8 protein-coding genes are annotated in these 21,234 nt (G+C 67.2%); 4 read left to right on the forward strand and 4 right to left on the reverse strand.

Annotated elements, in window-relative coordinates:
- Positions 1 to 107: 107 nt before the first annotated feature.
- From DCO48_RS02365 to DCO48_RS02375, 3 genes are all read right to left on the reverse strand, one after another.
- Positions 108 to 1,520: an aspartate aminotransferase family protein gene (locus DCO48_RS02365; protein ID WP_116549006.1), complete on the reverse strand. Its 1,413-nt coding sequence runs from the start codon at positions 1,518 to 1,520 to the stop codon at positions 108 to 110.
- 233 nt (positions 1,521 to 1,753) lie between these two features.
- Positions 1,754 to 3,076 carry an ATP-binding protein gene (locus DCO48_RS02370; protein WP_116549024.1) on the reverse strand — a complete coding sequence of 441 codons (1,323 nt, stop codon included), beginning with the start codon at positions 3,074 to 3,076 and terminating at the stop codon, positions 1,754 to 1,756.
- On the reverse strand, positions 3,076 to 3,756 hold the full coding sequence (locus DCO48_RS02375; protein ID WP_116549007.1) for a response regulator: 681 nt from the start codon (positions 3,754 to 3,756) through the stop codon (positions 3,076 to 3,078). Before DCO48_RS02375 ends, DCO48_RS02370 begins: the two co-directional genes overlap by 1 nt.
- Positions 3,757 to 3,931: 175 nt before the next feature.
- Between DCO48_RS02375 and dsbD the strand changes: the two genes are divergently transcribed.
- The 3 genes from dsbD to dsbG are packed head-to-tail and all read left to right on the forward strand — an operon-like array spanning position 3,932 to position 7,253.
- Positions 3,932 to 5,656 carry a protein-disulfide reductase DsbD gene (dsbD, locus tag DCO48_RS02380; protein WP_116549008.1) on the forward strand — a complete coding sequence of 575 codons (1,725 nt, stop codon included), beginning with the start codon at positions 3,932 to 3,934 and terminating at the stop codon, positions 5,654 to 5,656.
- Positions 5,656 to 6,501 (forward strand): TlpA disulfide reductase family protein, encoded by an 846-nt coding sequence (locus DCO48_RS02385; RefSeq protein WP_116549009.1) that lies wholly within the window; start codon positions 5,656 to 5,658, stop codon positions 6,499 to 6,501. Before dsbD ends, DCO48_RS02385 begins: the two co-directional genes overlap by 1 nt.
- Positions 6,498 to 7,253: a thiol:disulfide interchange protein DsbG gene (gene dsbG / locus DCO48_RS02390; RefSeq protein ID WP_116549010.1), complete on the forward strand. Its 756-nt coding sequence runs from the start codon at positions 6,498 to 6,500 to the stop codon at positions 7,251 to 7,253. Before DCO48_RS02385 ends, dsbG begins: the two co-directional genes overlap by 4 nt.
- Positions 7,254 to 7,332: 79 nt before the next feature.
- Here the strand turns inward: dsbG and DCO48_RS02395 are convergent, their stop codons facing one another.
- Positions 7,333 to 20,295 (reverse strand): non-ribosomal peptide synthetase, encoded by a 12,963-nt coding sequence (locus DCO48_RS02395; protein ID WP_116549011.1) that lies wholly within the window; start codon positions 20,293 to 20,295, stop codon positions 7,333 to 7,335.
- 328 nt (positions 20,296 to 20,623) lie between these two features.
- On the opposite strand from DCO48_RS02395, the gene DCO48_RS02400 reads away from it, so the two are divergent.
- On the forward strand, positions 20,624 to 21,169 hold the full coding sequence (locus DCO48_RS02400) for an RNA polymerase factor sigma-70 (protein WP_116549012.1): 546 nt from the start codon (positions 20,624 to 20,626) through the stop codon (positions 21,167 to 21,169).
- Positions 21,170 to 21,234 lie beyond the last annotated feature (65 nt).

Here is a 21,234-nt window from a genome sequence, read left to right on the forward strand (position 1 = left end):
GGCTGGCGGGGGAAATTTAGGGGCGGAATGCCGCAGGGCGCGGCAGGTTTCCAGCGGCAGGCAGAAGCAGGCGGGCATGGCCTGGATGCCCGCCTGTAAAGAACGCCTTACAGGCGTTGCAGAGCCGCGCCGAGCGCGCGGCCGAAGCGCCGCATCACCTCGTCGATCTGCTCGGCGGTGATGATCAGCGGCGGCAGGAAGCGCACCACACTGCCGTTACGCCCCCCCAGTTCGAGGATCAGCCCGCGCTTGAGGCACTCGTTCTGCAGCAGCGAAGCCAGCTTGCCGAAGGTCGGTGGGTGACCCTGCGCGTCGAGTGGGCCTTGCGGGTCGACCAGTTCGACCCCGAGCATCAGGCCGCGCCCGCGGATATCGCCCAGCTGCGGGAAATCGCGCTGCAGCAGCGACAGCTGTTCGCGCAGGCGCAGGCCCATGGCCTCGGCGTGCCCAGCCAGGTCGTGGTGCTTCAGGTAGCGCATCACTGCGGAACCGGCGGCCATGGCCATCTGGTTGCCGCGGAAGGTCCCGGCATGCGCGCCGGGTTGCCATACGTCGAGCGCTTCGCGGTACACCAGCACCGCCAGCGGCAGGCTGCCGCCAATCGCCTTGGACAGCACCACCACGTCGGGGACGATACCGGCGTGCTCAAAAGCGAACATCTTGCCGGTGCGGCCAAAGCCGCTCTGGATCTCGTCGACGATCAGCGCCACCCCGGCCTTCTCGGTGATCCGCCGCAGGCCGCGCAGCCAGTCGAGATCGGCCGGAATCACACCGCCCTCGCCCTGCACCACTTCGACGATCACCGCCGCCGGCAACTGCACCCCGGCCTCCGGGTCACTGAGCAGGTTTTCCAGGTAATGCAGGTTGACCTGCACGCCCTGCTCACCGCCCAGGCCGAACGGGCAACGGTAGTCGTACGGGTACGGCAAAAACTGCACGCCATTGCTGAGCAGGCCAGCCAGCGGCTTTTTCGGCCCCAGGCTGCCCATCAGGCTCAGCGCGCCCTGACTCATGCCGTGGTAGCCGCCCTGGAACGACAGCACGGTGCTGCGCCCGGTGGCGGTACGCACCAGCTTCAGCGCCGCTTCGACCGCGTCGGTGCCGGTCGGGCCGCAGAACTGGATCTTCGCCTGCGCGCTGAACTCGGCCGGCAGCAGGCCGAACAGGTCCTGGACGAACTGGTCCTTGACCGGGGTGGTCAGGTCCAGGGTGTGCAGCGGCAGCTCGTCGGCCAGCACCTGCTGGATCGCCTCGACCACCACCGGGTGGTTGTGGCCCAGCGCCAGGGTGCCGGCGCCGGCCAGGCAGTCGATGAACTGGCGACCTTCGACGTCTTCGACGTAGATGCCACGGGCACGCTTGAGCGCCAGCGGGATACGCCGCGGGTAGCTGCGAGCGTTGGATTCCTGCTGTTTCTGTCGGGCCAGCAGCGGCGATTCGGCGAACTGGTACAGCGTTTCGCCGGGCTCGGCGGCAACGGCCGCCGGCAGCGGCTCGGCAAGGCGGGTAGCGACTGACATCTGAAGTAACCTCGCAAGCAAGCGGATGTGCCCTCCACGCGCCTGTTGCCAGAACTGTGTCGGGAAATGTTCTCGCTTGGAAAACGCACCAGCAGGCTGCGGATTTAGCGTTCTGCGCCGGCCATCAGAAGGTTTTCTGCATCGCTTGCAGGCGCAGCCCGCAAAACCGCAGCGGCGTGCCGCTGGCCCGGTAACCCAGCCGCCGGAAGAAGCCCGCGGCGCTGTAACAGGATTTACCCGCGGATCGGCATGTGCAGGCTGACCCGCAACCCATCCGCCTGGCTATCGAAGTGCAAGGCACAGCCACAGCGCTGGACAATCGCCTGGACGATGGCCAGGCCCAAGCCGCAGCCGCTGCTTTGCGCGTCGCGCCAGAAGCGCTGGGTGAGGTGTTGCAGGTCGTGCTCGGCAATCCCTGGCCCGTAGTCGCGCACGCAATACACCACGCGCTCGGCTTCCAGCTGCAACAGCAGTTCCACCGGCATCTCGGCGGCGCTGTGGCGCAAGGCGTTGTCCAGCAGGTTGCGCAGGGCCGCCACGGCCAGCGCGTTGGGCATGTCGAGGATCACCTGCGCCGCCTGGCTCGGCGCACGCAAGGTGATCCGCCGGTTGTCGCCCAGGCCGGCGTCCTGAATGGCCTGGCGAGCGACCTGCTCGGCGCTGCAGGCCACACCGTCGTCGAACGACAGGCTGCCCTCGACCCGCGCCAGCAACAGCAACTGCTCCAGGGTCCGGTGCAGGCGGTCGGCGCCCTGCTCGGCATGTTCCAGGGCCTGCTCGCGCACGCTGCCATCGGTCATCCGCGCCACCTGCAGGTGGGTCTTGATCGCGGTCAGCGGGCTGCGCAGTTCGTGGGCCGCGTCGCCGGTCATGCGCCGCTCGCGCTCGATGGTCTGGCCGATGCGCTGAAACAGCTGGTTCTGGGTTTCCAGCAACGGTTGCAGCTCGCTCGGCAAGGCGCGCACCTGCAACGGTTCGAGCGAATCCGGGCTGCGCCGGCGCAAGGCATCGCGCATCCGGTTGAGCGGCGCCAGGCCCTTGCCGACGCCAAGCCAGAGCAGCCCCAAGCTGCCGAGCAAGGCCACCAGCACCGGCGCCGAGGCGGCCAGCAGGATCGAGCGGTTCAGCGCTTCGCGCTCCTGATGGCGGTCGGCCGTGGTGATGCGCACATCGCCCCTGGCGTAGGTGAAGCTGCGCCACAACGCACCATCGATCAGCTGGTCGTGAAAGCCGCTGCGCTGGTCGTCGAGGGTCTGCTCGGCGTGGTTGTGGCTGCGCGCGAGGATCTCGCCGCGCAACGAGCTGACCTGGCAGGCCATGCCATCCGGCACGCTGAGCTGGTCGGCACTGAGCCGGGTGCCCTCGCCCTTGCTGGTCAGCGGTTGCGGCAACTGATCGATCAGCCCGGCGACCATCCGCGCCGAGGCCACCAGGCGCTGGTCGAGGGAGAACATCATTTGCTGACGCAGGTCGCGCAGCATCCAGGCGGCCGCCAGGGCCCAGATCACCACGAAGGCGGTGCCGAGGATCAGGGTCAGGCGCAGGCGCAGGCTGATCACGAGGCTTGCTCCGGCAATTGCGCCGGGCCCAGGCGGTAACCGAGGCCGCGTACGGTTTCGACGATGCCGTTGCCGAGTTTGCGCCGCAGGTGGTGGATGTGCACGTTCAGTGCGTTGCTTTCGACTTCGTCGCCAAAACCATAGACGCTGTCCTTGAGCTGCTCGCTGGAGAGCACCCGGCCACGATTCTGCAGCAGCGCCTGGAGCAGGGCCTGCTCGCGCCGCGACAGGTCCACGGGCTGGCCCCCCAGGCTGACTGCGCAGTTGCTCGGGTCGAAGCTCAACGGGCCGTGCTCGATCACATTGACGCAGCGCCCGGCGGCCCGCCGCAGCAGGGTATGCAGGCGCGCGGCAAGCTCACGCAGGTCGAACGGCTTGAGCAAATAGTCGTCGGCGCCGGCTTGCAGGCCATCGACCCGGTCGGTGACCGCATCGCGGGCCGTCAGGATCAGCACCGGCAGGCTCTGCCCCTGCTGGCGCAAGCGCTGCAGCAGTTTCAGGCCGTCTTCGTCGGGCAGGCCGAGGTCGAGCACCATCACATCGAAATGCGCCGCCTGCAGCATCGCCCGCGCGGCGCTGGCGCTGGCCACGCGGTCGACGGTCAGGCCCTGGGCGCTCAGGCCGGCAACGATGCCGCTGGCGATCAGCTCATCATCCTCACAAAGCAGTACGTGCATGAATCGGGCTCGGTCTCGGTTCGAAGGCCGCCAGTACAGCAGCGGCAGATTAACTCAGGATTATGCCGCGCATCCCGGCCAGCGTCGCCTGCCGGCCGACCATCGCCGTACGTTAACCCTGACTTAATCGACACCGGGCAGGCTGTGCCATTAATTGCACTGCCAAGGCCTTCCCATGCGTGTTTTCCTGCTAGCCCTGCTGGCGCTGTTCAGCTCACTGAGCCAGGCCCAGCCGTTTTCCCATCCGTTTGCCCAGGGCGAATTCCTCGCGGTGGACAAGGCCTTCGTGTTCAGCACCGAGCGTCTGGCCAACGGCGACATGCGCCTGCACTGGAACATTACCGACGGCTATTACCTGTACCAGAAACGCCTGAAGTTCGACGGCATCGAGCCGAGTGCGGTGCCGGCGCTGCCGCCGGGACTGAACCACAGCGACCCGTATTTCGGCGATACCCAGGTCTATCGCGGCGAGCTGGAACTGCGCCTGCCCGCTTCGGCCAGCGGTCAGTTGCGGCTCGGCTGGCAAGGCTGCGCCGATGCCGGCCTGTGTTACCCACCGCAAACCTCGTTGGTCGACCTGGGTGGCGCGGCGCGCGCCGCCCCGGCACAGGCCAGCGACCAGGCGCTGGCCGGCACCCTCGGCGAGCACGGCCTGGCCTGGGGCCTGCTGGCGTTCTTTGGCCTCGGCCTATTGCTAGCCTTCACCCCGTGCTCGCTGCCGATGCTGCCGATTCTCGCCGGGCTGGTCATGGGCAATGGCGCCAGCGCCCGCCGTGGCTGGGCGCTGGCCGCCAGCTATGTACTGAGCATGGCGCTGGTGTATGCCGCCCTCGGGGTGGTGGCCGCCCTGCTCGGCGCCAGCCTGCAGGCCTGGTTGCAACAACCCTGGCTGCTTGGCACCCTCGCCGGCCTGTTCGTGCTGCTGGCGCTGCCGATGTTCGGCGCCTTCGAACTGCAACTGCCGGGTTTCCTGCGCGATGGCCTGGAACGGGCCGGGCGCAATACCCGTGGCGGCAGCCTGTATGGTGCGGCGCTGCTCGGCGCCTTGTCCGGGCTGCTGATGGGCCCGTGCATGACCGCCCCGCTGGCCAGCGCCCTGCTCTACATCGCGCAAAGTGGCAACGCCGTGCACGGCGCGCTGGTGCTGTTCGCCCTCGGCCTGGGCATGGGCCTGCCGCTGCTGTTGCTGGTGACGCTAGGCAACCGCTTCCTGCCGCGCCCCGGCGCCTGGATGAACCTGGTCAAGGGCCTGTTCGGCTTCGTCTTCCTCGCCATGGCCCTGTACACCCTGCGCGCCGTGCTGGCCCCAAGCCTGTGGCTGGGCCTGGCCGGCGCCTGGCTGCTGGCCTTGGCCTGGAGCGCCTGGCCGGCGCTCAAGGCGCTCCGCGCGCTGCAACCGGCCCTGGTGCTGATCGGCCTGTGGGGTGCCTTGAACATTGTCGGTGCGGCCGCCGGTGGCGACGATCCCTGGCAGCCGTTGCAGCCGTTCGCCGGCTCGCGCCAGGGCAACGCGGCGAGCCAGGCAAGTGCCGATGCATTCACCACCGTCAACACCCCGGCGGCGCTACACGCTCAGCTCGATGAGGCCAAGGCCCAGGGCCAATGGGTATTTCTCGACTACTATGCCGACTGGTGTGTGTCGTGCAAGGTCATGGAAAAACAAGTGTTCGCCCGTACCGATGTGCTCGCCGCGCTGCAAGGCGTGCGCCTGATCCGCCTGGACGTGACCGCCGACACCCCGGCCAGCAAGGACCTGCTGCAACGCTATCAGGTGCCCGGCCCGCCCAGCATGCTCTGGATCGGCCCGGAGGGCACTGAGCGCCGGGCCAAACGGATTACCGGCGAAGTCGATGCCGCCACCTTCCTGCAACAGTGGGCCGCCACCAGGAGCCAAGGCTGATGCTGACCGTAAACCTCGGCCCCCTGACCATGGCCCTCGACCACCTGTTGCTGCTGTGTGCCCTGGGCCTGGCGACGCTGGTCGGCTGGCGGGTGGCCAAGCGTGGCGGCGACAACCCCGAATCGAGCCTGTTCAGCCTGTTCCTGCTCGGCCTGCTGGCGGCGCGGCTGGGCTTTGTCCTGAGCTACTGGCCGATGTACCGCGAAGACCCGCTGCAGATCGTCGACATCCGCGACGGCGGCTTCCTCGGTTGGGCCGGCCTGCTGGCGGTGGTGCTCGGCGCGCTGTGGTTCGGCTGGCGGCGCCCGGCGCTGCGCCGACCGCTGGGCTGGGGGCTGTTCAGCGGCGCGCTGTTCTGGTTGCTGGCCAGTTGGGCGAGCAATCTCTATGAGCAGAACACCCGTTTGCCGAAGCTGAGCCTGCTCGACGCCCAGGGCCAGGCGGTGGCACTGGAGCGCTACCGCGGCAAGCCGCTGGTGATCAACCTGTGGGCCACCTGGTGCCCGCCGTGCCGGCGCGAAATGCCGGTGTTGCAGCAGGCGCAGCATGAATACCCGGACATGCACTTCGTCTTCGTCAACCAGGGCGAGACACCGCAGATCGTCACCACCTTCCTCGCCACCACCGGGCTGAATCTGTCGCATGTGCTGTTCGATGCCGGTGGGCAACTGGCCCAGCAGGTCGGTTCGATGGCATTACCGACGACCCTGTTCTACGACGCCGAAGGCCGGCTGGTTGGCAGTCACCTGGGCGAATTGTCCCGTGCCAGCCTGCGCCATGCCCTCGGCGCCATTGACCGCAGCGCTGCACCCGGCGCTGCCGAACCTGAAAGGAATCCGCAATGAAAGTAGTGTCCCTGAGCGTGGCGCTGGGGCTGTTCGCCAGCCCCTGGGCAATGGCTGAAGAGTTGCCCAAGGCCGTGCAACAGATCGAGGCCAAGGGGGCGAAGATCCTTGGCAGTTTCGACGCGCCGAACGGCTTGCGCGGGTATGCGGCGCAGTACCAGAACCGTGGCATGGCCCTGTACCTGACCCCGGACGGCAAGCACGTGCTGGTCGGCAGTCTGTTCGACGAACAGGGCACCGACCTGAGTGCCGCGCCGCTGGAAAAACTGGTGTATGCGCCGATGGGCAAGGCGCTCTGGTCGAAGATCGAGAACACCGCCTGGATCGCCGACGGCAAGGCCGATGCGCCGCGCGTGGTGTACATGTTCAGCGACCCGAACTGCCCGTATTGCAACATGGTCTGGCAGCAAGCGCGGCCGTGGGTGGAGTCGGGCAAGGTGCAGTTGCGGCACATCATGGTCGGGATCATCCGCGAGGACAGCCCGGCGAAGTCGGCGGCATTGCTGGCCAGCAAGAACCCGCAACAGGCCCTGGCGCAGCATGAGAAAGCCGGCAAGGCGAGTACCCTGAAGCCGCTGGAGAAGATCCCACCCGAGGTACAGGCCAAGCTGGAAGGGAACCAGGCGTTGATGGAGGAACTGGGCTTGTCGGCGACGCCGGCACTTTTCTACCTGGATGAGCAGAAGCAGTTGCAGACCCTGCAAGGGGCGCCGCGGCCGGAGATGCTTGGGGAGATTTTCGGTAAGCGCTAAAAGCATCGCGGGACAAGACCGCTCCCACTGGATCCGAGGTGATCTTTGTGGGAGCGGGCTCGTCCCGCGATGAGACCCGTCAGAGCGCCTCCAGCTCCGCCATCAAGTCACTGAGCCGATCAACCTTGTCCTCGCTCAATTCATTGGCCTTGAGCCCCTCCACATACTGCGCCAACGCCTCCACCGTGCTGCACTCGAACATCGCCCGCAGCGGCATATTCAACTGCAACGCCTTCTGCACCCGCGACGCGATCTGCGTGGCCAGCAACGAATGACCGCCCAGCTCGAAGAAGTTGTCGCGCACCCCCACCCGCTGCGCCTTGAGCACATCGGCCCAGATCGCCGCCAGGGTTGCCTCAAGCTCGCTACGCGGCGCCAGGTACGCCTGACGGTGCTGCTGACCGATCACGATCGCCGGCAAGGCCTTGCGATCCAGCTTGCCGTTGGCGTTATGCGGCAGTTCCGCCAGCCAGGCCCAGTGCAACGGCACCATGTATTCCGGCAACTCCGCACGCAACCGTTGCTTGACCCGTTCCAGCAGCGCCGCCGTGTCCGCACGCCCATCGGCGGCCACCAGGTAGCCGACCAGATGCTTGCCGTTGACGCCTTCCTGCACGCCCACCGCCGCATCCCTGACCTCGACCTGCTCGTGCAGCCGCGCCTCGATCTCGCCCAGTTCGATGCGGTAACCGCGGATCTTCACCTGATGGTCGATGCGCCCGACGTACTCCAGCACACCATCCGGCCGCCGCCGCGCCAGATCGCCCGTGCGGTACAAGCGTTCGCCCGGTGCGCCGAACGGATGCGGGATAAACACCTGCGCAGTACGCAGCGGATCGCCGACATAGCCGCGCCCCACCCCAGTACCGGCCACGCACAGCTCGCCCACCGCGCCCAGCGGTACAAGTCCCTGGTCGTCGCCGAACAGGTACAGGCGGTTGTTGTCGGTCGGCGTGCCGATGGGCAGGTAACTGCCACGGGTCGACGCCGCATCGACACGGAAGAACGCCACGTCGTCGGAACACTCGGCCGGGCCGTAAGCGTTCACCAGACCGACCTGCGGGTAGCGCTCCAGCCACTGCCAGGCCAGCTCCGGCGGCATCGCCTCGCCGGTCGGCAGCATCCAGCGCAGCCCGCTCAGGTGCTGCCGCTCGTTGGCCAGCATGCCTTGAATCAACGACGGGACACTTTCCAGCACAGTGATCCCGCTGGCCTGCACATGCTCCAGCAAACCTTGCGGATCGTGGGCGATGGCGTTCGGCACAATTGCCACCTGCGCGCCGAACAACGGCGCGGCCAGGAACTGCCAGACGGAAATGTCGAAACTCTGCGAAGCGGTCTGGGCGATCACGTCGTGCTCGTCCAGCGCCAGGTACGGGACCTTGCTCAACTGGTTGTTGAGCATGCCGCGTTGCTCGACCATTACCCCCTTCGGCAAGCCGGTGGAACCGGAGGTGTAGATCACGTAGGCCAGGTTGTCCGGGGCGCTGTAGATCCCCGGATTGCCCTCGGCAAAGCCGCCTGCCTGCACCGTTTCCCAGATCAGCAGGGCCGGTCGGCGCGCCGCCTCGACGGCATCGAGCAGGCTCGCCGCCTGCGCCGCACACGCCTGGCTGCACACCAGCAACGGCGTGCGGCTCAGCTCGACGATGCGTTGCAGACGCGAGGCCGGCAGGCCCGGATCCAGTGGCAGGTAGCCGGCGCCGGCCTTGAAGCAACCGACGATCATGCCAAGCAGCGGCAGGTCGCGCTCGGCCAGCACGGCCACCGGCTGATCGACGGCCACCCCGGCGGCCAGCAGCGCATGGCCCAGACGGTTGGCGTGGCGGTTCAGTTCGGCATAGCTCCACTGTTGTTCCAGGCAGCGCGCCACAGTGCGTGCCGGGTGCGCGGCAACACGTGCCTCGAACAGTTCGGCATAGCTTTGCTGCAGACAGTAGCTGCGCTCGCTGCGGTTGCATTCGTCGAGCAGGAAGCGGCGCTCCTGCTCGCCCAGTAGCGGCAGGTCGGCGACCTCGCCATGGAAGTTGTCCGCCAGCGCCAGCAGCAGGCGCTTGAACTCGGCCAGCAGCCGCTCGACGGTCGGCGTGTCGAAATAGCGCTGGTCGAACGACAGGTGCAGGCCCAGATCGTCGCCCGGGTAGCACACCGCCGTCAGCGGGAAGTTGGTGTGGGTGCGCCCGGAGTCCGAGGTGGCCTTCAGGCTGTGCGCGGCATCGAGCACTGCCACTTCCACCGGCGCGTTCTCGAACACGAACAGGCTGTCGAACAACGGTTGGCCCTTGGGCAGCTCGCTGCATGCCTGGATGCTCACCAGCGGCAGGTATTCGTACTCGCGCACATCCATGTTGCGCTCCAGCAGAGCGTGCAGCCACTGGCGCACCGAGCAACGCGCGCCCGGCGCCGGCAGGGTGACGCGCAGAGCAATGCTGTTAATGAACAGGCCAACCGTGCGCTGCATCTGCGGCAGGCTCACCGGCCGCCCGGCGACGGTGACGCCAAAGACCACATCGCGCTCGCCGCTGTAGCGGCTGAGCAGCAGTGCCCAGGCCGCCTGGGCGAAGGTGTTGACGGTCAACTGATGGGCCTGAGCCAGTTCCCGCAGGCGCGCACCGTCCTGGCGGTCGAGGCGGGTGTAGCAGTCGCCCACCCGCATGCCGCCGTGATCGCCGGCATGCTCGCGCAGCAACGGCCGGTCGCTCGGGATCGCCGTGGTGCGCTCGAAGCCTTCGAGGTTGCTGCGCCACCACTGGCGCGCCTCGTCGAGGTTCTGCTGCTGCAGCCAGCCAATGTAGTCGCGGTAGCGCGGCGGCGGCGCCAACTGTGCCTCGCGGCCTTCGCCCAAGGCCATGTAGATCTCGAAGAAATCGTTCATCAGCAGCGAGCGGCACCAGGCATCGATCAGGATGTGGTGGTTGCTCATCATGAACCAGTACTGCGCCTGCCCCACGCGGATCAGGCGCAGGTGAAACGGTGCCTGCTGCAACAAATCGAAGCCGGCTTCGCGCTCAGCCTTGTGCAGCGCCTGTAGCCGCGCTTCGTGCTGATCCTGCGGGTCAGCGCTCCAGTCGAGGACGTCGACCGGGGTGCTGCCCGGTTTGTGGATGATCTGCAACATGGCTTCGCCGGCGTTCCAGCAGAACGACGCACGCAGCGCCTCATGCCGGGCAACCACTGCCTGCCAGGCCTGGGCGAAGCGCTGCGGGTCGATCTCGCTGTTGATCCGGTAGCGGTCCTGCATGTAATAGATGCCGGTGCCCGGCTCCAGCAGGGTGTGCAGCAGCAGACCTTCCTGCATCGGTGTCAGCGGGTAGACATCCTCGATCTGCGCGGCCGGCACCGGCAAGGCGTCAACCTGCTCCTGGCTCAGCTGCGCCAATGGGAAGTCCGCTGGCGTGAAGCTGCCGTTGCCGGGCTGCCGGCAGTGCTCGATCAGGCTGGCCAGCTCGCCGATATAGGCCCGCGACAGCTCGTCGATGGTCTGCACGGCATAGCGTTCGGTACTGAAGGTCCAGCGCAGTTGCAGGTGCCCGCCATACACCTGGCCGTCGACGCTCAGCCAGTTCGGCAGCGGCGCATCCAGATCATGCGCGACCCCGGCCGGGGCATCCAGCGGCTGGAACAGTGCATCGCTGCTGAACTGCTGGTCGAACTGCCCGAGGTAGTTGAAGGTGATCCGCGCTTGCGGCAGCGCGGCCATGGCCTCGCGGGTCGGTGTACCGGCCAGGTAGCGCAGCACGCCGTAACCAAGGCCCTTGTGCGGCACCGCGCGCAATTGTTCCTTGATGGTCTTGATCGACGCAGCCTGGCCGGCGGCTTCCTCGACATTCACCGGGCTCAAACGCAGCGGATAGGCACTGGTGAACCAGCCGAGGCTGCGGGTCAGGTCGATTTCATCGAACAAGGTTTCGCGGCCATGGCCTTCCAACTGCACCAACACCGAGCTGTCACCGCTCCAGCGGCACAGCACGCGGGCCAGCGCGGTCAGCAGCAGGTCGTTGACCTGGGTGCGGTAGGCCGCCGGGGCGTCCTGCAGCAGCTGCCGGGTCTGCTCCTGGCTCAACTGCACGCTGAGGGTCTGCGCCTGGCGGTGCAGATTGGCCCCTCGCGGGTGGTCGCACGGCAGCTCGCGACTGGTGGCACTCAACTGGGCCTGCCACCACGCTTGTTCGTCGCGCAGCGAATCGCTGCCGGCATAGGCCAGCAAGCGCGCCGCCCAGTCGCCCATCGCACTGGTCTTGGCCGCCAGCGCCTGGCCGCGGTACAGCGCCTGCAAGTCTTCCAGCAGCACGCGCCACGACACACCGTCGATCACCAGGTGATGCACCGTCAGCAACAGGCGCTGCTGGCCCTGGGCATCGTCGACCAGCAAGGCACGCAGCAACGGGCCGTTGCCCAGGTCGAGGCTGCGCTGCACATCGCAGTACAGCGCCTGGCAATCGTCGAGATCGCCGACCGTGACCTGCCAGAGCAGCTCGCGCTGGTCGGCCTGGGCGTACTCGGCATGCCACTGGCTGCCGGCCTCGGTAAAGCGCAGGCGCAGGCTGTCGTGGTGCTGCACCAGCGCCTGCAAGGCCTGCTCCAGCGTCGTGCCGACAAGTTGTTCCAGCGGTTGCAGGAGCACCGCCTGGTTCCAGTGCTGGCGGTGCGGGATGTCGCTGTCGAAGAACCAGTGCTGGATCGGCGTCAGCGCCGCCGCACCGCTCAACGGGCCCTGCTCCACCGTGCTCCGCTCACTGCGGCTGACCACCGTGGCCAGGGTTTGCACGGTCTGCTGCTGGAACAGGTCACGGGCAGTGAAGTGCAAGCCGACCTGCCGCGCCCGGCTCACCACCTGGATCGACAGGATCGAGTCGCCGCCCAGTTCGAAGAAGTTGTCCTGCAGGCCGACCCGCTCGACGTTGAGCACGTCGCGCCAGATCCCGGCCAGTTGCTGCTCCAGTTCGCTGCGCGGCGCCTCATAGTGCTGGCGGCCGTGTTCCAGGTCCGGCAGCGGCAAGGCGCGGCGATCGAGTTTGCCGTTGCCCATCAACGGCATCTGCGCCAGCAGCACCAGGTGCACCGGGACCATGTAGTCCGGCAGGTTGATGCGCAGCTGCGCCTTGAGGCTGTCGCGTAGCGCGGCCTGTTCTTCCGGCGTGGCCGCCGCCTGAGCGCAGACCAGGTACGCCGCCAGTTGCTTGCCGCCAGCCATGTCCAGCGCCAGCACCACCGCTTCGCGAACGGCCGGGTGCTCCAGCAGGCGACTTTCGATTTCGCCCAGTTCGATACGGAAGCCGCGGACCTTTACCTGATGGTCGATCCGCCCGACGTACTCGATCAGCCCGTCCTGGCGCTGACGGACCAGATCGCCGGTGCGGTACAGGCGCCCGCCGGTCTCGCTGAACGGGTCGGCGACGAAGCGTTCGGCGCTGAGCCCCGGCCGTTCGTGATAACCCTGGGCCAGCCCGGCGCCACCGACGAACAGTTCGCCGACCGCGCCTTGCGGCAGCAGCGCCAGGTCGGCGTCGAGCACATAGGCCAGCCGCGCGCCGATTACCTGGCCGATCGGCACGCTGGCTGCGCCCGCTTCCAGCGTCTCGGGGGCCAGGCAGGCCAGCGGCATGACCACGGTCTCGGTGGGGCCGTAGGCGTTGAAGAACTGCGCCGGGGTAAAGGCGCCGCGGATGCGTTGCAGGTGCTCGCCGGTCAGCGCTTCGCCACCGGTGATGCACAGGCGCACCGGCAGGGTTTCCTCGCGGCTGGCCAGCCACTGCGCCAGCTGGCTGCCGTAGCTTGGGGTGAAGCCGAGCACGCTGACGTTCTGCTGGCGAATCAGCGCGCAGATTTCTTCCGCGCCCCACTGGCCCTGGGCCCGCAGGACTACCCGCGCGCCGCACAGCAATGGCACCAGCAGGCGCTCGCTGGCGGCGTCGAAGTTGATCGAATAGAAATGCAGCTCACAGTCGTCGCTGCGCATGCCGAAGGCTTCGATCACTGCCTGGCAGTGCATGGCGATTTCAGCATGGCTGACCACCACACCTTTCGGCTTGCCGGTGGAACCGGAGGTGTAGATCAGGTACGCCTGATGCGCCGGCAGGCTGCGTGAGAGCGGGGCCTCGGCGCTATAGCCGGCGAGTGCCGCCTGGTCGTCTTCCAGGCACCAGCGGGCCACCCCGTCCGGCAACTCGGCCAGCGCCTCGAACAGCGCGCGCTGGCCAAGCAACAGGCCGATGCCGCTGTCCTCGATCATGTATTGCAGGCGTTCCAGCGGGTATTCCGGGTCCAGCGGCACGTAGGCGCCGCCGGCCTTGAGAATCGCCAGCAAGCCGACCACCAGCATCGGCGAGCGCTCCAGCGCCAGGCCGACACGCACTTGCGGGCCGACGCCGCGCTCGCACAGCACCTGCGCCAGGCGGTTGGCCTGAGCATCCAGTTCGGCGTAGCTCAGGTGCGCGCCGGCAAAGGTCAGCGCGCGGGCCGCGGGGCTGCGCCGGGCCTGTTCGGCGAACAGTTCATGGATGCAACGCTCCAGCCCCGGCGCGTCCTGCTGGCCGCGCAGGTTGTCGAACAGCGCACGCTGCTCGTCCGCTGCCAGCAACGGCAGCTCGCACAGGCGTTGCTGCGGGTCGGCGACCAGCGCCGCCAGCAGGCGCTGCCAGTGCGCGGCCATGCGGGCAATGCGCGGCTCGTCGAACAGGTCGCAGCTGTAGGTCAGGCAGCAGCTCAGGCGGCGGTCGAGGTCGGTGACTTCCAGGTTGAGGTCGAACTTGGTCGCGCGGGCGTCGTTGACCAGGTAATCCACCTGCATCCCGGCCAGCTCGCGGCGTTGCTGGAACGCCCAGCGCTGCACGTTGCACATTACCTGGAACAGCGGGTTGTAGGCGGCGCTGCGCGGCGGTTGCAGGGCTTCGACCAGATGGTCGAACGGCAGGTCCTGATGCGACTGACCGTCGATCACGGTCTGCCGGACCTGTTCGATCAGTTCGCTGACGCGCATCTGCCCGTCAAGCTGGCAGCGCAGCACCTGGGTGTTGAGGAAGGCGCCGATCAGCCCTTCGCTTTCCGGGCGAATGCGGTTGGCCACCGGCGCGCCGATGCGCAGGTCGTGCTGGCCGCTGTAGCGGTAGAGCAAGACCGCCAGGGTGGCGGTCATGGTCATGAACAAGGTCAGGCCATGGGCAGCGTTGAACGCCTGCACCCGCGTGGCCAGTTCGTCGCTCAGGTCGAAGCGGTACAGCTCGCCACGGTGGCTCTGCACCGCCGGGCGTGGGCGGTCGCTCGGCAGCTCCAGCAGCGGGTGCTGGTCGCCGAGCTTGGCGGTCCAGTAGTCGAGCTGACGCTGGCGCTCGCCGGCTTCCAGCCACTGGCGCTGCCACACCGAGTAATCCAGGTAGTGCACCGGCAGCGGTTCCAGCGGCGATTCGCGCTCGTCGAGGAAGGCTTCGTACAGCTCGCCGAGTTCCCGGGCAAAGATGTCCATCGCCCAGCCTTCGGTGACGATGTGGTGCAGGGTCAGCACGAAGTAGTGTTCGCGCTCGCCGGCCTTGACCAGGCAGGCGCGCAACAGTGGGCCGCACTCCAGGTCGAACGGCTGGTGCGCCTGTTGGTCGGCCAGGGCCTGCAGGCGTTGCTGACGCAACTCGGCTGCGTCGCCGGAGAAGTCCAGCCAGTTCATCGCCAGAGTGCTGTCGCTGGCGACTTGCTGGTACGGCACGCCAGCGCGGCTGGGGAAGGTGGTGCGCAGGGTTTCGTGACGCACGATCAGCGCTTGCAGGGCCTGCTCGAAACGGCTGACATCGAGCATCCCGCGCAGCCGTACCATGCCGCCGACGTTGTACGCCGGGCTGTCCGGCTCCATCTGCCAGAGGAACCACATGCGTTGCTGCGAGTAAGACAGCGGCACCGGCTGGCTGCGGTCGACGCGCGCGATCGGGCCTTGCCGGTTGTGCTGGCCGGCCAGCTGGATACGTTCGATCTGCGCGGCGAACGCGCCCAGCTCGCTGGCGTCGAACAGCACCCGCAGCGGCAGCTCGACGTCGCAGGCCTGGCGGGTGCGGGAAATGATCTGGGTGGCCAGCAGCGAGTGGCCGCCAAGGGCGAAGAAATCGTCCTGCAGACCGACCCGTGGCAGGCCGAGCACGTCGCGCCAGATCGCGGCGATCTGCTGTTGCAACGGCGTGCTCGGTTCGACGTGCACGCGGGTTTGCCAGACCGGCTCGGGCAGTGCCTTGCGGTCGACCTTGCCGCTCGGGCCGAGCGGCATCTGGGCCAGGTGCACCAGCTGTGCCGGCACCATGTACGCCGGCAGTTGCGCGCCAAGGCGGCTCAGCAGCGCCTCGTTCTGTTCCACCGCGCCCGTGTAGTAGCCGACCAGTTGCGGGCCGGCGACGCTGTCGCGCACCAGCACCAGCGCCTGCTCGACACCGGCCTGGGCCAGCAGGCTGGCCTGCACTTCTTCGGGCTCGACGCGGAAGCCGCGCAGCTTGACCTGATGATCGAGGCGGCCGAGGTATTCCAGCGCCTGCAGATCGCCCAGCCAGCGCGCGCGGTCACCACTGCGGTAGAGCCGCTCGCCGTTGGCTGTGGGGATGAAGCGCTCAGCGGTCAGCCCCGGTCGCCCGAGGTAGCCACGCGCCAGCCCCGCCCCGCCCAGGCACAGTTCGCCGGGTACACCTATCGGGGTTTGTTCGAGTTCGCCGTCAAGCACCAGGCAGCGCACATTGGCCAGCGGCCGGCCAATCGGCGAACGCAGGCCGTCTTCGCTGCGGCAGTGCCAGTGAGTGACGTTGATCGCGGTCTCGGTCGGGCCATAGCGGTTGTGCAAGGCGACCTGCGGCAATACCTGCAACAACCGCTCACGCAGCGCCGCCGGCAACGCTTCGCCACCGCAGAACACCCGGCGCAGGCTGCTGCACCGGGCGGCCTGCGGCTCCTGAACGAACACCTGCAACAGCGCCGGAACGAAGTGCAGCGTGGTCACGCCATGGGTTTGCACCAGTTCGGCGATGCGCTGCGGGTCTCGGTGTTCGCCGGGCCCGGCGAGCACCAGCGGGCAGCCCTGGCTCAACGGCCAGAAGCATTCCCACACCGACACGTCGAAGCTGATCGGGGCCTTTTGCAGCAGCACGTCCTGCGCGTCCAGCGCATAGCTGTCCTGCATCCATTGCAGGCGCTCGGCCAGCGCCGCGTGGGTATTGCCGACGCCCTTGGGCTGGCCGGTGGAACCGGAGGTGTAGATCACATAGGCAAGGTTGTCGCCCTGCAGGTGCAGGCCCGGCGCCTGGCACGGCCAGCTGTCGAGCTTGAGTTGGTCCATGGCGATGGTACTGACGCCATCGACCTGCGGCAGCCGCTCCAGCACATCGGTGTGGCTGAGCAGCAGGCTCGCGCCGCAGTCGGCGAGCATGTAGGCCAGGCGCTCGGCCGGGTAGTCGACATCCAGCGGCACGTAGGCACCGCCAGCCTTGAGAATCGCCAGCAAACCGATCAGCAACTGCGGCGAACGCTCGGCAGCAATCGCCACGCATACGTCCGGGCCAACGCCCTTGTCGCGCAGGTAATGCGCCAGACGGTTGGCCTGGGCATGCAGGTGGGCGTAATCGAGGCTGCCGCCCTCCCAGATCAGTGCACTGCGCTGCGGGTGCAGGCTGGCCTGGCGGTTGAGTTGCTCCACTACCCACTGGCTGGCGGCGGCATTCGGCGCCACGCTCCAGTTGTGCAGCAGGCTGCGCGATTGCGCGTCGAGCAGTTGCACGTCGCCCAGCGCCAGCTGTGGCGTGGCACTGACCTGTTGCAGCAGTTCGACCAGTTGCCCGGCGAGGCGCTCGATGGTGGCTGCCTGGAACAATTCGTCGGCGTAGTCGAACGACAGGGAAATCCGCCCCTGGTGGTCTTCTTCGCTGTGCAATTGCAGGTCGAACTTGGCTTCGCGACTGTGCCACGGCAGCTCGTCGGCGAGCAGCCCCGGCAACCGACGCAAGGCGCTCAGGTCACGCTGCTGGTGGTTGAACATGACCTGGAACAGACCTTGCTCGCGAGCCGCCGGAAACGCTTCGAGCAACTGCTCGAACGGCAGGTCCTGGTGGGCCTGGGCGTCAAGGGTGGTCTGCCGTACCTGGCGCAGCAGCTCGGCGAACGGCTGGCGGCTATGCAGCTGTGCACGCAGCACCTGGGTGTTAATGAAGAAGCCGACCAGGCCCTGGGTTTCCAGGCGCGGACGGTTGGCATTCGGCACGCCGACACGGATCTCGCCCTGGCCGCTGTAGCGGTGCAGCAGGGCCTGGAAGCCCGCCAGCAGCAACATGAACAGGGTCGCGTCATGGGCGTGCGCGGTTTGCCGCAGGGCGTTACCCAACCCCGCGTCGAGCGTGAAGCTCAGGCGCGTGGCGCTCTTGCGGGTGCGTGCCGAACGCGGGAAATCGCTGGCCAGGTCGAGCACCGGCAGGTCGCCGCCGAGTTGCTGCTGCCAGTAGTCGAGCTGACGCTGCGCCTCGCCCTGCGCCAGCCACTGGCGCTGCCAACTGCCGTAGTCGGCGTAGTGCAGGGGCAAGGCCGCCAGTTCCGCACGCTGCCCCTGAGCGGCCGCAGCGTACAGGCGGGAAAATTCGTCGATGAGGATATTCATCGACCAGCCGTCGGCGATGATGTGGTGCAGCGTCACCCAGAGCTGGTGCTCTTCGCTGCCCAGCTGCACCAGGGTCACACGCAGCAGCGGCCCCTTCTCTAGGTCGAACGGCTGCCGCGCTTCGAGTTCGCGACGTTGCTGCACTTGCGCGGCGCTAGCGCCATTGAGGTCGAGATGCTGCACGTCCCAGTCGAGGGTGGGCTGAATGCGCTGCACGGCCTGGCCATCGACCTCGGCGAACAATGTGCGCAACGATTCATGCCGCGCCAGCAACGTCTGGAAGCTGCTACGCAGCGCCGCCGCATCCAGCTCGCCGCGCAGGCGCAGGGCGCCGGGGATGTTGTAGGCAGCGCTGTGCGGCTCCAGTTGCCAGGTCAGCCAGAGGCGATTCTGCGCCAGCGATTGCGGCAACGCCTGCGTGCGCGACAAGGCACTGATCGCCCCCTGCACCACCCCGCCGTCGGCCTGCACGCGGGCGACCTCTGCGGCAAAACCGGCCAGGGTCGGCGCATCGAACAGCGCGCGTACGCCCAGCTCCAGTCCGAGCACGTCACGCAGGCGAGCAACCACCTGCGTGGCAGCGATGGAGTTGCCGCCAAGCAGGAAGAAGTGATCGTCGGCAGCGATGGCAGCAACGTTCAGCTGCTCGCACCAAAGGCCGGCGATCAGCGCTTGCAGGTCGTTTTCCGGAGCGGCCCGAGCCGTGTCGCTGCCCTGCTGGGCATCCGGGAACCGCGCATAGCAATCCAGGCTGCCATCGTCCATTCGCAGGCGGCAGGCCGAGCGTTGCAGCTTGCCGCTGGAGGTCTTCGGCAAGGCGCCCGGGTTGAGCAGCAAGACCACCGCCGGCGCCTGCTGGCAGGCATCGGCGATCACCTGGCGCAGGGTCTTGATCAACGACGTTGGCGGGATGATCTTCTGTACGTTGCGGCTGATTTCCACGGCAACGCCGATGCCTTCCTCGCCCTGGTTGTCGACGGCGAACACCGCGACCCGACCTTTGCGCAACACGTCGACTTCACGTTCGAGGGTCTGTTCCAGGTCCTGCGGGTAAAGGTTGTGCCCACGCACGATCAGCATGTCTTTCAGGCGACCAGTGACGAACAGCTCGCCCGCGCGCAGGAAGCCCAGGTCGCCGGTGCGCAACCAGGTGCGACCGCCCTGCTCGACGAAGGTCCGCGCGCTGGCTTCGGGGTTGCGCCAGTAGCCGTGGGCGATGCTCGGGCCGGCCGCCCAGATTTCACCGATACGGTTGTCCGGCAGCACTTCAAGAGATTGCGCATCGACCACCTGCACCGCATGCAGCGGCTGGCTGCGCCCGCAGCTCATCTGCACGCTGCCCTCGCCCGGCTCGGCGCGGTTCTGTGCCAGCGCGGCGGCGTCCAGCGACAACGGCGGAATACCCTGGCCGCGCACGCCACCGCTGACGAACAGGGTGGCTTCGGCCAGGCCGTAGCTGGCGAAGAAGCTGCCGGATTCAAAGCCGCAGGCGGCGAAGCGCGCGGCAAACAGGTCGAGGCTGTCCTGGCGGATCGGCTCGGAGCCGGAGAAGGCCACACGCCACTTGCTCAGGTCGAGCTTGGCCAGTGCCGCGGCGCTGACGCGCTCGCTGCACAACCGGTAGGCGAAGTCCGGGCCACCGCTGATGGTGCCGCCATGGTCGCTGATCGCCTGCAGCCAGCGCTGCGGCCGGGCCAGGAAGTAACTCGGGGCCATCAGCACGCACGGCACACCGCTGAAGATCGGTTGCAGCAGGCCGCCGATCAGGCCCATGTCGTGGTACAGCGGCAGCCAGCTGACGATGACGTCGTCGGGGTTCAGGTCGATGCCAAAACCATGGCGAATCAGCACTTCGTTGGCCACCAGGTTGCCGTGGCTGACCTGCACGCCTTTGGGCAGTGCGGTGGAGCCGGAGGTGTATTGCAGGAAGGCAATGTCGTCGGCCTGCAGCGGCGGCTCAACCCAGCTGGCGGCCAGCGTCGACGCCAGGCTGTCCACCGCCAGCAATTGCGGGGCATTGTCTGCGGCCAGCGCATCGAGGCTGCGCAGGCTTGCGCACAGCGCGCTGTGGGTCAGCAGCAGACGCGGTTCGGCGTCGTCGATGATCGACAGCAAGCGCTCCTGATGATGGGTACGCGAAGACTCTGGCGGGTACGCCGGCACGGCAATCACCCCGGCGTACAGGCAACCGAAGAACGCCGCCACGTAATCCGGACCACTGGGGAACAGCAGGATCGCCCGGTCGCCGACCTGGGTGCTGGCCTGCAGGGCTGCGGCAATGCTGCGCGCACGCCGATCGAGATCGTGATAGCTGAGGACGGCTTCGTCGCCAGGCGCTTCGGCGAGAAAGCGCAGGGCTACCCGCTCGGGGGTCTGCGCCGCACGTTGAGTCAGTGCCTGGACCAGCGTAACCGGGAGTTCGAAGGCGTCCTTCATGGGAGTTCCTGCCAGTGTCTATACGTGAAATCGGGGCTCGTGGGGCGGCGGACGACGGGCAGCAGGCACCGTCTCTCGGCGCACCGGGATCGAGGATGTACACAGGGGAACGGATGACCGGGGCAAATAATTAGCGGCTGCGACAGCGCCTGGGCCGGTGTTTTTTGAAGCCGATCACAGCGCGTTGCTTAGAACCGAAAAACGCGTGAGTTCGCTTCTTTTCTCATTTGACAATAATTATCATTAAGAATAGCTTGTCGTCCGTCGCAGGAAGCCTCCCCCCTCAAGCGGAGTGCTTCGCTTCCCTCTTCGAGACAAGGTGATTTCCATGGCGGAACAACTATCCACAAGTAAGTGCGATTCACCGTTACTCCAAGCGTTCGTCGACAATCGCAGCATCCTCGTGAAAATTGCCGCCCGTATCACCGGGTGTCGGTCGCGCGCCGAGGACGTGGTGCAGGACGCATTCTTCCGGCTCGGTTCGGCCCCGCAGATCACTTCGTCGTTCAAGGCGCAACTGAGCTACCTGTTCCAGATCGTGCGCAACCTGGCCATCGACCACTATCGCAAGCAGGCGATGGAGCTGAAGTATTCCGGCACCGAGGAGGAAGGGCTGCATGTGGTGGTTCACGGCGCCTCCCCCGAGAACACGCACATCAACTTCGCCACGCTGGAGCATATTGCCGACGCGCTGAGCGAGTTGCCGCTACGCACCCGTTACGCGTTCGAGATGTACCGTTTGCACGGTGTGCCGCAAAAGGACATCGCCAAGGAACTCGGCGTGTCACCAACCCTGGTCAACTTCATGATTCGCGATGCGCTGGTGCACTGCCGCAAGGTGTCGAATGCCCGCAGCGAGGCACGCGTCGGCTGAAAGGTCAAAAGCATCGCGGGACAAGCCCGCTCCCACAGGGATGACCTAGGTCCTGTGGGAGCGGG

The sequence above is a fragment of the Pseudomonas sp. SDI genome (assembly GCF_003105155.1).
Lineage (GTDB): Bacteria > Pseudomonadota > Gammaproteobacteria > Pseudomonadales > Pseudomonadaceae > Aquipseudomonas.

What these genes read in the sequence shown, in the direction of transcription:
- DCO48_RS02365 (WP_116549006.1), bottom strand. Translation starts at nt 1,520, where the DNA reads ATGTCAGTCGCTACCCGCCTTGCCGAGCCGCTGCCGGCGGCCGTTGCC.
- DCO48_RS02375 (WP_116549007.1), bottom strand. Translation starts at nt 3,756, where the DNA reads ATGCACGTACTGCTTTGTGAGGATGATGAGCTGATCGCCAGCGGCATC.
- dsbD (WP_116549008.1), top strand. Translation starts at nt 3,932, where the DNA reads ATGCGTGTTTTCCTGCTAGCCCTGCTGGCGCTGTTCAGCTCACTGAGC.
- DCO48_RS02385 (WP_116549009.1), top strand. Translation starts at nt 5,656, where the DNA reads ATGCTGACCGTAAACCTCGGCCCCCTGACCATGGCCCTCGACCACCTG.
- dsbG (WP_116549010.1), top strand. Translation starts at nt 6,498, where the DNA reads ATGAAAGTAGTGTCCCTGAGCGTGGCGCTGGGGCTGTTCGCCAGCCCC.
- DCO48_RS02395 (WP_116549011.1), bottom strand. Translation starts at nt 20,295, where the DNA reads ATGAAGGACGCCTTCGAACTCCCGGTTACGCTGGTCCAGGCACTGACT.
- DCO48_RS02400 (WP_116549012.1), top strand. Translation starts at nt 20,624, where the DNA reads ATGGCGGAACAACTATCCACAAGTAAGTGCGATTCACCGTTACTCCAA.